The 14,392-nt window shown below is 60.6% G+C and carries 11 protein-coding genes; 4 read left to right on the top strand and 7 right to left on the bottom strand.

Translation table 11 applies throughout. The features are described 5' to 3' along the window. Positions 1-4: 4 nt before the first annotated feature. The 3 genes from ACQZ6F_RS04465 to ACQZ6F_RS04455 all read right to left on the bottom strand — a co-directional run bounded on the left by ACQZ6F_RS04465 (position 5) and on the right by ACQZ6F_RS04455 (position 3,244). Positions 5-1,498 carry a lipopolysaccharide biosynthesis protein gene (locus ACQZ6F_RS04465; protein WP_449092813.1) on the bottom strand — a complete coding sequence of 498 codons (1,494 nt, stop codon included), beginning with the start codon at positions 1,496-1,498 and terminating at the stop codon, positions 5-7. A 212-nt stretch (positions 1,499-1,710) separates the two neighbouring features. Beyond that, positions 1,711-2,343, bottom strand: coding sequence for a J domain-containing protein (locus ACQZ6F_RS04460; RefSeq protein ID WP_449092812.1), 633 nt, complete (start codon positions 2,341-2,343; stop codon positions 1,711-1,713). A 193-nt stretch (positions 2,344-2,536) separates the two neighbouring features. Next, entirely contained in the window at positions 2,537-3,244 is a 708-nt protein-coding gene (locus ACQZ6F_RS04455; protein WP_449092811.1) for an NUDIX hydrolase, read from the bottom strand. A 117-nt stretch (positions 3,245-3,361) separates the two neighbouring features. Here ACQZ6F_RS04455 and ACQZ6F_RS04450 point away from each other — a divergent pair, with 117 nt between their 5' ends. Then, positions 3,362-4,381 (top strand): SPFH domain-containing protein, encoded by a 1,020-nt coding sequence (locus ACQZ6F_RS04450; protein WP_449092810.1) that lies wholly within the window; start codon positions 3,362-3,364, stop codon positions 4,379-4,381. Positions 4,382-4,384: 3 nt separating this feature from the next. Then, entirely contained in the window at positions 4,385-5,338 is a 954-nt protein-coding gene (locus ACQZ6F_RS04445) for a sugar kinase (protein WP_449092809.1), read from the top strand. Between the two features lie 60 nt (positions 5,339-5,398). Here the strand turns inward: ACQZ6F_RS04445 and ACQZ6F_RS04440 are convergent, their stop codons facing one another. The 3 genes from ACQZ6F_RS04440 to ACQZ6F_RS04430 form a co-directional block, all read right to left on the bottom strand. Beyond that, entirely contained in the window at positions 5,399-6,898 is a 1,500-nt protein-coding gene (locus ACQZ6F_RS04440; protein WP_449092808.1) for a DegQ family serine endoprotease, read from the bottom strand. A 261-nt stretch (positions 6,899-7,159) separates the two neighbouring features. Beyond that, the gene (locus ACQZ6F_RS04435) at positions 7,160-7,816 is read right to left on the bottom strand and encodes a DUF2161 domain-containing phosphodiesterase (protein WP_449092807.1); all 657 of its coding nucleotides are present in this window, start codon (positions 7,814-7,816) and stop codon (positions 7,160-7,162) included. A gap of 36 nt (positions 7,817-7,852) precedes the next feature. Further along, positions 7,853-8,749, bottom strand: coding sequence for a LysR family transcriptional regulator (locus ACQZ6F_RS04430; protein ID WP_449092806.1), 897 nt, complete (start codon positions 8,747-8,749; stop codon positions 7,853-7,855). A 145-nt stretch (positions 8,750-8,894) separates the two neighbouring features. On the opposite strand from ACQZ6F_RS04430, the gene ACQZ6F_RS04425 reads away from it, so the two are divergent. Both ACQZ6F_RS04425 and ACQZ6F_RS04420 read left to right on the top strand, forming a co-directional pair. Then, complete coding sequence (locus tag ACQZ6F_RS04425; RefSeq protein WP_449092805.1) at positions 8,895-10,088, top strand: MFS transporter; 1,194 nt, start codon at positions 8,895-8,897, stop codon at positions 10,086-10,088. A 28-nt stretch (positions 10,089-10,116) separates the two neighbouring features. Continuing rightward, positions 10,117-10,947 carry an aldo/keto reductase gene (locus ACQZ6F_RS04420; protein ID WP_449092804.1) on the top strand — a complete coding sequence of 277 codons (831 nt, stop codon included), beginning with the start codon at positions 10,117-10,119 and terminating at the stop codon, positions 10,945-10,947. 48 nt (positions 10,948-10,995) lie between these two features. Here the strand turns inward: ACQZ6F_RS04420 and ACQZ6F_RS04415 are convergent, their stop codons facing one another. Then, positions 10,996-14,259 carry a GH36-type glycosyl hydrolase domain-containing protein gene (locus ACQZ6F_RS04415; protein WP_449092803.1) on the bottom strand — a complete coding sequence of 1,088 codons (3,264 nt, stop codon included), beginning with the start codon at positions 14,257-14,259 and terminating at the stop codon, positions 10,996-10,998. Positions 14,260-14,392 lie beyond the last annotated feature (133 nt).

Genomic DNA, 14,392 nt, shown 5'->3' with positions numbered 1-14,392 from the left:
GTGATTATGCCTTTGCGCGACGACCTTGCAGCGTCGTGCGCACCAGGAAGAGGATCCTTTCTCTGCATAGAAGGAAGATGAGAGCTGAATAGGTGAGGCCGCCGACCAGGATTTCGCAGATCAGCCGGACGGCAAGGGAGGAGTCGCTGAGGGCAGTCGATGTTGCCAGCACCACCACGAGCATTCCGAGATAAGCGGCTATCGGCCTCAGGAACTGGCCGAAATATTCGGGGATGCTGAGCCCGATCAATTTCGAGACCATCCATAGCGTCAGCGGCCATAGCATGATGACGCCGAGCATGAGCCCGAAGACAACAGTCGCCACGCCGTATTCGTAAAGAAAAAAGACGGTAAGGATCGCGACGATGTTGCGCACCAGCTGGTAGTAGAACCACCAGTCGGACTTGCCCTGGCTCGTTATCAGCGAGGCCTGGATGACGCCGATGCCGGCCATCAGGCCTATCACGCAGAAGAAACGCACCGGCCAGATCGCCGCCGTCCAGTGTGGGCCGAAGATCAACGGTATGGCGTCATCGGCAACAGCCGCGAGCCCCATGAAAGCTGGAAACGAAATCAGCGAGCAGCCGAAGGTCGCCATGAGGAAGGCTTCGCGGACCTTTTTCTGATCGTGCTGCAGCGAGGAGAGCAGGACATGGCTCACCGACGTCAAGCCGCCGGCGACGACGTTGTTGAGCATTTCGTAGAGACGGCGCGCGAAGTTATAGATACCGAGCGCGGCCGGGCTCACCAGGGTGCCGATGATCAGCTGATCGAGGTTCATGGTCTGCAGGAAGCGATTGCCGGACGCGAAGACGCCGTAATGCAGTAGCTCGCGCAGGCTCGAGAGCTTGATCCTGACGCCAGGGAGCCACCTAGCGCCCCAGAAGGCGGCCACGCAGGCTGCGGCCGGTGCCGCAATCTGGGCGATCGCCAGGGCCCACAGGCCAAAGCCGGCAAATATCAGCGACAGGCAGATGGTGGCCGATACGAAGGTGGCAATCGCGGTGCGCACGGCGGCGAGATGGAAGGACATCGTCCGCCCGATCAAAGCGTTGGGAACGATGATCATCATGTCGAAGAAGATCTTCAATCCGATGATCATCAGCAGGCTGACGATCTCGTCATGGCCGACCCAATGGGCAAGCGTCGGGGAAAGGAGGAAGAGTGCGGCATAGAGGATCGCCGCCGAGAAGAAGGACAGCCAGAAAACGGTATCGAGATGGCTGCGGCGGATGGATTTCTGTTGGATCAGCGCTTCGCCGAAAGCGGTTGGGCCAAAGCCGGCTGTGAAACTGACAATAGCGAAGGCGAGCGCCACCAGGCCGAAATCCTGCGGCAGAAGAAAACGTGAAGTGACGACAAAGACGAGACTGTTGAGCGCTGTCGGGATCAACGTATCGAGCGCCGACCAGAATGCACCTCTCAATGCGGCCCGCGATCGGTTTTCGCTCAGATGTTCAAAGACGATTTCATCCGCTTCGGAAGCCAGCAACCGCATACCTCGCCTTTTAGATTTTCAACTGGCGCAGGCGTCTCCCGACGCCGGCCAGTTGCCGCGCCGTCATCTTTCGATAGAGCCGAGCGGCACACTGGAGGCTTGATCTAGGCCAGGCTTTCGATTTGTCTAGGGATGATTATTGCATTGCAACATTACGTTGCTGAAAAGCTGCTGCGATCGAAGTAAGCGCGGAAGATCGGGCGCTTTCGAAGTCATTGGGCGGCAGAGCGAACCTTTGGCGCATCGGCCCATTCGATATCGGACGCCAATTCCACCTCGTCGGAGAGCTCGTCCATGACATAGAGATAGCCGTCCAGCATGTCACAGGCGCGCTCATTGGCGCCGATCTTCGCTTCCGTTTCACCGATCGCGGTGGCAATCGCCTTGATGCGGGCGCGCAGCATATGGCCAACGACATCCTTGCCGGAGGGCTTGCCGAGGCGGTCGAGATGAAGGCTGATGCGGCTGGAGTGCCGTTCCAGCTCGCTTTTGCTGAAATGCGCCTTGCGGATCTCCTCGAGCAGAGCCGCGCGCATCTTGGCAACCGGATCGAATGTACCTGGTTCGCGTTCGTCGAGAACCATGTCGGTAATAAGCTTCTCGATGGCAACCAGGGCCTGCAGGTCGACGGCGTCGGTCAATTCGACATCATAGCCGGTATCGTCGAAGACCTTGCGGCGCACGGGATCCAGAAGCAGCTCGTAGGCTTTCTGCAAACGCGAGAAGGCCTCGGTGTCGCCGCCGGAGTCGGGATGAGCGGCCTTGGCCCGTTTGCGATAGGCAGCCTTGATCTGCTCTTCGCTCGCGTCGCGTTCAACGCCGAGAATATCGTATGGATCAGTCACTCCAACTCCTGCCGCCGCTTAATCCTGTTGGGGGTCGAAGCCCCTTGCCGCTTATTTCACCGGCAGGCAAGAGGCTCGCCGTCGGCTCTTTCCTATCCGTCCACGACGTCTTTGTACCATCACAACGGCAGAGTTTGGACAAAAACGATCATGTGTCAAAGGTGAAGTGTCTCTTCTGTGGAAATTGATCGCCCTAGATCGTCCTGTCGAAGAAGACGGTCGTGCGAGCCTGTTTCAGCCGATAAAGCTGGGCCGGGCGGTTGCTGGCGCGGCGCATTTCTCCCTCGATGGGCTCGATGAAATCCACCTCCGCCATGCGCTTTCGGAAGGCGGATTTATCAAGGCTTCGGCCCAAAAGGCACTCATAGACGGCCTGCAATTCTCCCAGCGTGAAGGCTTCCGGCAACAGATGGACCGGTAGCGTCGAATATTCGACCTTGTTTCGCAGCCTTACGATCGCGGCCTTCAGGATGGCGGCATGATCGAAGGCGAGGGGTTCTGCGACGGCCTCGGCATTGATCGGCGACCAGGTGACATCAACGACATTGCCACCCTGTCGCAGGGTGATCGCGTCCAGCGAAATCAACGCCATATAGGTCACGCTCAGGCTCCAGCCGCGAGGATCGCGCGCGTCGCTTCCGTAGACGCCGACCTGTTCAAGATAGGGCGTGGCGACGCCGGTCTTGTCGCGAAGCACGCGCCGGGCCGCTGCCTCCAGATTATCGTCTTCATCGACATGAACCCATCCGCCAGGTAGCGCCCAATCGCCGGCGAAGGGTGCTGCGCCGCGACGCGCCAGCAAAACCTCAAGCCCGGCCGTCGTCAGCGCAAAAATGGCAAGATCGACCGAGACGATCGGTCTTTGATAGGAGTCTTCGAAGCTGCTCATGCTGTGGAACATAGCGCGCCATCCTCTTAGTGTAAAGTTTCAACTAACTTAGTTGACACTAATCACTAAGTGGTATTTCTTTGCGTTGCGGCGGCTTGCAAGGCCGTCTTGTTCGCTCAGGAGGCAGTCATGTTCGGATTTCGTTTCATCAAGGCGCAGCCGACCCAGTATGTGATCCAGTATCGCAATGGTCGGCCCCAGCGTGAGGGCGCAGGGCTCTCCTTCTGGTACTTCGCGCCGTCGACCTCGCTGGTCGTGGTGCCGACTGCGAGCGTCAACGAACCATTCATTTTTCCGGAAGTGACGTCGGACTTTCAGGAAGTGACTGTCCAGGGCCAGATCACCTACCGTATCGCCGATCCGAAGCGAACCGGAGAACTGCTTGATTTCTCGCTCAACGCCAAGGGTGTCTATGGTTCGGAAGATCCGCAGAAACTGTCGCAGCGATTGATCGACCAGGTTCAGGTGGCGATGCGAGCCGAGGTACAAGCCTTGTCGCTGAAGGAGGTGCTGGCCGCCGGCGAATTGCTGGTCGGTCGCGTCGCCAACACGCTGCATGGTCACCCGGCGCTGCAGGCGCTGGGTCTGGAACTCCTGAGCCTGTCGATCCTGGCTGTGAAGCCGAAGCCGGAGACCGCCAAGGCTCTGGAGGCAAGTGCCCGCGAGGCGCTGTTGCGCAGCGCCGACGAGGCGATCTATGCGCGCCGCAACGCTGCCGTCGAGCATGAGCGCACCATCAAGGAAAATGAGCTCGCCACTGAAATTGCCGTTGAAAACAAGAAACGCCAGGTCCGTGAAGCTCAGATGGATGCGGAACGTTCGGTTCAGGAGCGGCAGCTGCAGATCCGGGCCGAGGAGATGACCGGCAGGATCGCCCTGGAAGAGCAGAACAAGTCGTTCGTTGCGCTTGCCTCGGCCAATGCGCGTGAAGAGGCCGATGCAAAGGCCTACGGTCTGGCCGCGATGATGAAGTCGTTCGGCGATGCCGATCCGAAAGTGCTGCAGGCGCTGGCATCGGTCGGCATGGATCCCGCCCAGTTGATGGCACTCGCCTTCCGCGATCTTGCTGACAACGCCACCAAGATCGGTCAACTCAACGTCACGCCTGATCTCCTGCGTGAAATCATGCAGCCGCAGCCAAGGGGTTAAGTGATGCCGGCCGCAGAGGATAGACGGGCTGACGACAGAAAGATCGTCCTGATCGTGCGTGACACGCGTCTGGACGAGTTGATCGTACGGTTCAACACCGTCCAGCAGGCGCAGTTCTATGTCGAGCATCTCGGCGCGGACTTCGGTGATTATCTGGCTGAACAGCAGCATTACCGGGCGGCCGTGCAGGAGGTCGAAGTCAGCCTTCGCGCAGTCGCGCGGGTGCAGACGCTCAACCGGCGCTATCTCGGCAATTTCATCTTCGGCGCCGATGATATCGTCGTCGTGCTGGGGCAGGACGGCCTTGTCGCCAACACGCTCAAATATCTCGATGGGCAGCATGTGCTCGGCGTTAATCCCGATCCGAAGCGCTGGGATGGCGTGCTGCTGCCGTTCCGTGTGGGCGACGTTCGCAAGGTGATGCCGGAGGCTCTGGCGCAGCGCAGAACACTCAAGCGCGTCAGCATGGCGAAGGCGTCATTGAATACCGGTGAGGTGCTTTATGCGGTCAACGACCTCTTCATCGGTCCGCGAAGCCACGTCTCCGCCCGCTATGATCTCCGGATCGGCGAGGCGCACGAAAAGCAATCGTCGAGTGGGATCATCGTTTCCACAGGCATGGGGTCGACGGGATGGCTGAAGAGCCTCTATGCGGGCTGGACGGGAGCGGCTGCCAGTTTCGGCATGGAGGTACCGGCCGGGCTTGCCGATGCGACATTTCCCTGGGATGCCGAGTTCCTGCACTATTTCGTGCGGGAGCCTTTTCCGAGCCGGACGACCGGCGTCTCCCTGGTATCGGGGCAGATCGCGGCCGAGACGCCGATGGCCGTTGTTTCCGAAATGGCCGAGCATGGCGTCATCTTCAGCGATGGCATCGAGGCCGATTTTCTCCCCTTCAACGCCGGAACGCTGGCGACCATCGGTCTTGCCGAACGGCAGGGGCTGCTGGTGACATGAAAACAGCCGGCCCGCCTCCGGAGTGAGAGACGGGCCGGCTTGTTTGGTCTTGTTCAGGCTTCAGGCAGCCGAGAACGGCACGGCTACGAATGTCTTGGCACCGTCGCGTTCGATCAGGAGCAGGACGGATTTGCGGCCATCCTTGTTTGCCTGCACGACGGCGGTCTGCACCTCATGAGCATTGCGGACCGGTCGATCGTTGACCGAGACGATGATGTCGCCGGTCTGAATGCCGGCGGCAGCCGCCGGCTTATCCGGGTTGACGTTGGCAACGACGGCACCCTCGACACTGCGTGGCAGGTTCAGCTGCTGACGCACATCGGGGGTGAGGTTGGCAAGGCCGACACCGATGCTCGGCTGGTTGGAAGGCTGCACCTTACCGTCGCCACTATCGTTTGCAGCCTGCTTGCTGTCGTCATTGCCGCCGATGGTGACGTTGACGTCCAAGCTCTTGCCGTTGCGCCACAGAGTGACCGAGCGCTGGTCGCCCGGAGACAGGTCGGCGACGAGCCGCGACAGATCCTTCGGCGTCTTGACGGTTTCGTTGCCGACAGCAGTGACGATATCGCCACTCTTGATGCCTGCACGGGCAGCCGGCGTGTCGTCATTGACGCTGGCAACGAGCGCACCCTGCGTCTGCGACAGACCCATGGCATTGGCGACATCCGAGGTTACCGGCTGAATGGCCACGCCGAGGTAGCCGTGGTCGATCGAACCGCTCTTTTCCAGCTTGGCGACGATCGTCTTGGCCTCGTCAGAGGGGATGGCAAAGCCGACGCCGACGCTGCCGCCGTTGGGCGAGTAGATGGCGGTGTTGATGCCGACCACATTGCCTTCGCGGTCGACGAGCGGGCCGCCGGAATTGCCGTGGTTGATCGGAGCATCGATCTGGATGAAATCGTCATAGGGACCGCTATGCAGATCGCGGCCGCGGGCCGAGACGATGCCGGCGGTCACCGTCGTGCCGATGCCGAAGGGATTGCCGATCGCCAGGATCTGGTCGCCGAGCTTCAGCCTGTCGGAATCGCCCCAGGCGATGGTAGCCAACGGCTTCGGTGCCTGGATCTTCAGGACGGCAAGGTCCGATTTGGCGTCGGCGCCCAGCAGCTTGGCAGGCAGTTCGGTGCCGTCGTCGAGCGTCACCTTGATGTCGACGGCGTTCTGGATGACGTGGTTGTTGGTGACGATGATGCCATCAGGGCTGATGATGAAACCCGAGCCGAGCGCCATGGCGCGCTGGCTCTGCTGCTGGCGCGGTGCCTGCTTCGGGAAGGGAATGCCCTGGTTCTCGAAGAACTGGCGGAATTGCTCGTCCATCGTCGAGTTGCTGCTGTCGGCGCTCGTATCGGTCGCCTTCATCGTGGTGGTAACGGTGACGACGGCGGGCTTGTCCGCATCGACGATCGGGGCGAAGGAGCCGCCGGGTGCGATGATGCCGGCGGGTTCAGCTGCCGAGGCGACGGTTGCGGAGGTGAAGGCAAAAGGCAATGCGCCCGCGCCAACGATGATGGCGGCACCAACAATGGCGGCAGTGCGGTGCTTGCGGAGAAGAGATGACATAGCAAAAGTCCCTTGCGAGATCGTTGGAAAATTGGCGTCTTGTCCATCTCAGGGACAGGCGTCGAACGGTCTGCGTCAATTCGTTCCGGGAGCCTTGTTCCCGTCTTTACTACGGGAAGCAAAGTATAAAAATGAACTGGCGCTGATAGTTAATATGATCCGCCAATTGACTTTTACAAATTAAATATTGATCATGTTTATATTGCGAAATTTTAAGATATTACATGAATTTAATGTTTTTTAGCCCGAATTTTTCCTTATTTAAGGTTGCTGCACCGGCCAGCGCTTGAGAGCCTCCGCTCCGAGTTCTGTCAGAGCGTAAATGCCGCGATCGACGCGCTCGAACCAGCCATAAACGTTATCTCTCAGAATTTGCGGCGCCTTTGGCGCTGACGCGCGCATGTCCTTGGGTCGCTGCACGCCATTTTCGAGCGCAGCGGCACAGACGAGGGCCTGCTGGCGATAGGCGGTCATGATCGGTTTGCGCGTGCTGCCGCCAAGAGCGGGATCACCCTTTCGCCGGCGATGTTCTTCAACAAGGCGTGATCTGCGACGTGCATTCTTGCGCGGCATCGGCGCGATCGGGCTGACGACGATGTCGACGCTGCCATTATCAGATACGGCGAGCATGCCGAAACCCAGCCGACGGCAGAGGTCGCGGAAGCGCCGGTCGCTTTCCCGGCCCTTGCCCTTCGCCGAGACCCGGGCGGCAATCCATACTTCATCGCTGGCGGCGGCGCGATCGACGGCCTGCAGGATCAGTTCGAGATTGAAAGAGAGCTTCAGCTCGCAGATGACGACAACGGGAGGCTCGTCATCATTGAGCCCGACAAGATCGCAGCCGCCGATCTCGCCCTTCACGGCATAGCCGGCAGCTTCGAGAAATGTCTTGATCGGGAGATAGAGTTCAGTTTCCAAATAATGCTGTCCGGCCTGGGGATATCCGGTTTGAGTTTATCCGATTCGGTTAACCAGAAAGTCGATAAACGCCCGGATGCGTGCTGCCAGATGTTCGTGGCCGGCGTAGACGGCATGGACGTTTTCGATATCCTCCGGATTGAAGTCCTCCAGCACGGCCACCAGCCGTCCTGCATCGAGATCCGGCTGCACGTGAAATTGCCCGATACGGGCAAGCCCCACGCCTTCCAGGCAGAGGCTGCGCACTGTTGGGCCATTATTGGCCTGGAGATTACCCTCGACGGTTATGACGAAATGCGCGCCTGTCGCCGGATCGCGAAAGGGCCAAGCTTCGGCGGTTGGACGAAAATTGAAGGTCAGGCAATTATGGTGCGCCAGATCCTCGGGTGTCTTTGGAAGGCCGCGCCTTTCGATATAGGAGGGCGATGCGATGACGACGCGGCGGCTTTCCAGCAGCTTGCGAGCCTTCAGCGAGCTGTCCCGCAACACGCCTGAGCGAATGGCGACGTCGGCGCGCTCGCCGACAATGTCGATGATGCTGTCGGTGAGTGAGAGGTCGAGCTCGATCTCCGGATAGCGCGCCAGAAAATCTGGTACCAGCGGCACGATGCAGCTCACCCCGAAGGCGACTGAGGAGCTGACGCGCAACAGCCCGCGTGGGGCGGCCGCTCCGCCCGCTGCCACGATCCGCTCTGCTTCCTGAATAGCGGCGAGAATCGCCTGCGCTTTTTCGAGGTAGATCTCGCCTTCCGGCGTCAATTGCAGCGAGCGCGTTGTGCGCACGACAAGACGGGTGTCCAGCCGCTCCTCCAGCCGGGTCACGAGCTTGCTGACGGCGGACGGGGACAGGCGCAGTTTCCGCCCGGCCGCCGAGAAGCTGCGAAGCGTCGCCACCTGAACGAAGACGTCCATCTCGCCGGCACGATTGTCCATCTCTTCCTCCCGGCTTTGAATTCAGTTCACAAGTGTTGAGTTTATATAGGCGATTATCGATTGAATGTCTTGGCCCCATATTCCCATCCGAACAAGAACCAATGCAGCCGGAATTTACCGGGTGCCTTTTCGATTGGGTGATCCCATGCCTCTCGCTCTCTTTGCGTTGACGATCGCGGCCTATGCGATCGGAACAACCGAATTCGTCATCGTCGGTCTTCTGCCCACCGTGGCGAACGACCTTCATATCAACCTGCCACTCGCCGGCCTCATCGTCAGCGTCTATGCGCTCGGCGTCACCTTCGGCGCACCGATCCTCACCGCGCTCACCGGTCGCATCGAGCGCAAGCCGCTGCTGCTCGGCCTGATGGCGCTGTTCATCATCGGCAACAGCATGGCCGCCTTGAGCCCGTCCTATGCGCCGCTTCTGGTCGCCCGCGTGCTCTCGGCCTTTGCTCATGGTGTCTTCTTCTCCGTCGGCTCGACCATCGCTGCCGATCTCGTGCCGGAAAACCGCCGTGCCTCGGCAATTGCCATGATGTTCATGGGCCTGACGGTTGCCATCGTCACCGGTGTTCCCCTTGGCACCTTCATTGGCCAGACCTTCGGCTGGCGCGCTACCTTTGCCGCCGTCGCAGCTCTCGGTGTCATCGCCTTTGCCGGTATTGCGCTTCTGCTGCCGTCGAACCTGAAGAAGGCCCCGCCGGCCACTATCGGCGAACAGGTCCGCGTGCTTGCAAGCGGCCGATTGCTGATCGTCTTTGCCATGACCGCGCTCGGTTACGGCGGTACTTTCGTCACCTTCACGTTCCTGGCTTCTATCCTGCAGGAAGTGACCGGCTTTGAAGCTTCTGCCGTCAGCCTCATCCTGATGCTCTACGGTATCGCCATAGCTATCGGCAATGTCGTCGGTGGTCGCCTTGCCAACGGCAATCCGGTCCGCACGCTGACATGGCTTTTCGTTGCTCAGGCGATTGTGCTGGCGCTCTTTACCTTCACGGCCGTCTCGCCCTGGCTCACCATTCCGACGCTCGCAGCCCTTGGCTTCCTGTCGTTCGCAACCGTGCCTGGACTGCAGCTCTATGTCGTGCAGCTTGCCCGCGAAGTTCGCCCGGCCGCCGTTGATGTCGCTTCGGCGCTTAACATCGCCGCCTTCAATCTCGGCATTGCCGCCGGTGCATGGGTCGGCGGGCTGGTGGTGGAATCTTCGCTTGGCCTTGGTGCCACGCCCTGGGTCGGTGCGATCCTGGTCGTCGCTGCCCTGGTGTTCACTCTCTGGAGCGGCGCGCTTGACCGCCGCTCGGCCTCCGCAACGCAAGCCGTTTCCTGCGCTGCCTGATCAGATTTTGTAATTGAAAGGACAATCCATGCAAATCGTTAACGCCAACGGCGCTTCCATTCCCGCTCTCGGCTTCGGCACTTTCCGCGTGCCGGGCCCCGATACTGAACGCATGGTGGCGCATGTACTTCGCAACGGCTATCGGCACATCGACACCGCCCAGATCTACGGCAACGAAGCAGAAGTCGGTAATGGCATCAAGCATTCCGGCATTGCCCGCGGCGATCTCTTCCTGACCACGAAAGTCTGGGTCGAGAACTATCGCCACGACGCTTTCATCGCCTCGGTCGACGAAAGCCTGACAAAGCTGAAGACCGACTATGTCGACCTCCTGCTTCTGCACTGGCCGAACGATGCCGTGCCGCTTGCCGAACAGATCGGCGCTTTGAACCAGGTGGCCAAGGCAGGGAAGGTGCGCCATATCGGCGTTTCCAACTTTAACCGGGCGCTGATGCGCGAGGCCGTGACGTTGAGCGATCTGCCGCTCGTCACCAATCAGGTCGAATTCCACCCCTATCTCGATCAGTCCGCTGTCATCGGGACGGCCAGGGATCTCGGCATGTCGGTGACTGGCTATTATGCCATGGCTGACGGGAAGGTCCTGTCTGACGCGGTGCTGAAGGAGATCGCGGGCCGGCACGGAAAATCGGTTGCGCAGATCGTTCTGCGCTGGATCGTGCAGCAGGGTCTGGTTGTTCTGTCGAAGACCGTGTCCGAAAGCCGCGCAATGGAAAACGCCGCCATCTTCGATTTTGTAATGACGCAGGGCGAAATGGCGGCAATCCATGCACTTGCCCGGCCGGATGGCCGCATCGTCAGCCCTGATGGCCTTGCCCCGGTCTGGGACCAGGCAGCTTAATTATAAAAAGGGAGCCGGATCAACGGCTCCCTTTCTGCGTTCCTGGGGTCAAGCCTTGAAGTCGAGCTTGACCTCGCACGCGCCAACGGACGCCGGCAAGAGCGGCTTGCGGATGCGCTGGCCGAATTGCCGCTTGAAGCCGAAGACATTGCCGATCAGGCTCTTGGTATAGAGGCCCGGGCCGCTCGAATAGGTGCGCCAGCCACCGTCGACAGCAATATCGCCCGCCTTGACGCGGCCCCAATCGGACGAGGCCTTATAGCGATCGTCGAAAGCGGCGTCGCTGCTGCTGAAATAGGTGTTGCGCTGGCGCAGCGAGGCATGGTCCAGCCGGCCACTGACGGCGATCGGATTGGCGAGCGCCAGGGCGGCCCAGACCGCTTCTGCGTCGTCATCGAGCGCAAGGGCTTCGCAGTAGCGCAGATGCGCATGCACATACATCAGCCCGATCTCGCGGCCGAAGAAGGAGGAAGATTCGGCGCGACGGAACAGCTTTTCCGGACCCCCGGAATAGGTCGCCGGCTTTTCCATCAGCCGCACGCCATCCGGGAAGAGGAGATTGTCGCGGATGATCTTCATGTGGGCATGGCGCTGATCCGGCGTGAACAGGCCCCCGATCATGGGCTGGGTCATCGCGATCAGCGAGTAATGCAGGCCGGTGCGGGTATCCTCAGGATGTAGCAGCAGCTCGACGCCATCATGGCTCGGATCGAAGACGCCGTAGCCGGCGACGATGCCGTCGCGCATCAGCAGCCGGTTGAAGTCGGCGCGCATGGCGACCGCGGTTGCCTGAAGCGACTGCGCTTCTTCATTGCGGCTGGCAAGCGTGAGGATGCTCGCGTAGCGCACCAGCTGCTCGTACAGCAGAGAGACGGTCCAGCTGCTGACCATCCAGTCGCGCAGGTGCGGATCGGCCGGCTGCAGGCTATCGTTCCAGTCTCCCTCGCCATAGCGGATGAGGCTTGTGCCCGGCACGAAGCGGCTGCGCACGGTGTCGAGCAGCTTTTCGACGTGATCGGAGATCGTTGCGCGCTCCGAGGTCAGCAGCATCGTATCGTCGGCGCGCCACGGCACGGTTTCGGCGAGGAAGGCAATGTCGCCTGTCGCCTCGATATAGTCGCACAGCGCCTTGAGCGGCCAGACGACGATATCGCCATGGGCTTCGCCCGCGCGGATATTGGCATAGGGCTCCAGCATGAACCATTGCGGCCAGTCGCCACGATCGCGATACTGCTCGGAAAAGAGCGTGCTGAGGATTTCTCGGGTTTCCTCGTCATGCTCATAAGCCAGCAGGAATTCCACCGGACCCTGGCAGACGTCGCGCGTTCCCCAGGCAGCACCGGTATATTGCTCGAGCCCATGCGGCACGCTCAGATGCACGATCGCATCATGGGCAATCCAGGGCACCATGACGGCCTGCGCCAAAACATCCGGGTCATCACCCTCGATGCGCGCGTTGCGCGTCACATGGCTCCAGAAGCGTTGCGCCGGCACGAGCATTTCTTCGCTCGTCACACCCGCGGCATAGCGCTTGGCAAAAGCCTCGCCTGCAGCCGCATCGGCCATCGAGCCCGTGACGGCAAAGCGCAACCCTTTCGTGGAATGCGACTTCAGCGCGATGAACGGGCCGTTGCGGGACTTGCCGTCATCATAAAGCAGCTCATCGCCACCAAAGGTCTCGAAAGCATCCGGGGTCGAGGTGACGAGATGGTAGGCCGCGTTCGGGTAGCGATCCCACAGCCAAGAGGGTTGCGGGCGGAAGGAGATCCGCTTGCCGTCCGTATCGATCGCAATATTGGCGACGGCTTCATAATCACGCTCACCGAGCACGATATGGCCGAAGACGAGGAAGCGGCAGGCATCCCCTTCCACCGAAACGCTCCACTGCATGGCTGGATCGTTGCCATCGGCGATTGCCGAGACGGTGATGGTGCGGTCGGACACCCGGTAGATCCAGCTGGTGTCGCTCAGGCCCATTTCGAAGGCGGCGGGCACGCCCAGCAGGCGCCAGCCGTCGCCGAGATCGACGAGTATGCGCAGGCCGCTTGCCCGCGTCAGATTGTAAGGATCTCGGGAAACGGAAAAGAGCTTGTGGAAGGAGGTGTTGCCGATGGTCAACTGCGCGGCGAAGATGCCCTGCATCCAGCAGGTCGCGGCCAGGGTCTTGTCGTCGAGCAGCATGTTTTGCCCGCTGCGGATGATGGCGCCATGGCGGCGCGCCACAACGCGCTCCTTTTCGCGTAGCACGATGTGCCTGTTATGCGGCCCATCCGGCACGAAGAAGGAAATGAGCTTTCCGTCCACATGCTCGTCAAGCATGCGCTTGGGATAAAGCGCATCGATATCCGCCTGACCGAGGCTTTCGCTGACGGCAAAAGGCGCATCCTGCACAAAGCTGCGGGCTGCGGGCTCGGCGGCAATTGCGTCCCTGCCGAGTTCACCCTTCAGCGTTGAGAGGCCATCGAGGCGGGCAAGATCGGCGTCGCTGGAAGCAGCCGGATGATCGGCAACGAAGAGGCCGAAGAAGGTCGTCGTGGCGGCCGCAGCCGGTGCGAGCGAAAGCGGCTTCGACTGGATCGCCGGGCAGGCAACCTCGTGCTGTCGACGCAGGCTCGGCAGGTTGGTGCCGAAATCCGGCACCATGGCGCCATCATTGTCTTTCGCCGGCACGATAAGCTGGATAGCGTCGGTCGCAAAGGCTGCCGCACCTTCAAGGCATCCCTGTGCCAGCCACGGGTTGCGTTTGCCGCCCTGCTGGAGGTTCTGCCGGTTCATGACCACGGGTCCGAAGGCGGCATGGCTGGCAATGTGATGGTCGATATATTGCGAGGCATAGGCCTCGCTGTTCATCAGGAAGCCGCGATCGCCAAGGCCGACATCCTGTAGGAGAATGAGATCTGCCGCGAGCGTCGCGCCGGTCGTGTTTTCGAGCGATACCTGCCAGAACCATGCGGTTTCGCTCGGATGCAGCCGAAGGCTGACCGTGTGCTTGATCTCAGCCGTCTCGCCGCTCCAGGAGAAGCCGCCCTCGGCATGACCGAAACGCACGGCAGCCTTCGGGCCAACGATCTCGACCGTTTCAGGCTTGGCGCCGCCGACGCGCAGATAAAGCCTTCCGATACCGCCATAGATAGGCGATCCCAGCACCTGGTTGATCATGACGCCGCCGCCCTGCTGATCGGCGAAATCGATCGAAAACAGCGTGCCGTTCGGCAGCGCCGAAGCCGAAAGGCCGGCACTATTGGTAAGCGTGGTAAGACCGAGTTCTTCGCGACGGGGCGTCTGAAAGTTGCGATTGAAGTCCGAGGACATAAGCTAGGTCTCGCTGATTCATGGATCGGATGGGCGCACTAAAGCATAAGGTAGAGCCTGAATATAGGAGGCATTTCGCCATTCGCGAGCGCAATCTTTTGTGACGGCTTGCCGGAGAAAGACGGAAAACATC

The organism is Rhizobium sp. A22-96 (assembly GCF_053521805.1).
The sequence above is the reverse complement of the archived record's forward strand: the minus strand, read 5'-3'. Positions and strand labels throughout refer to the sequence as shown.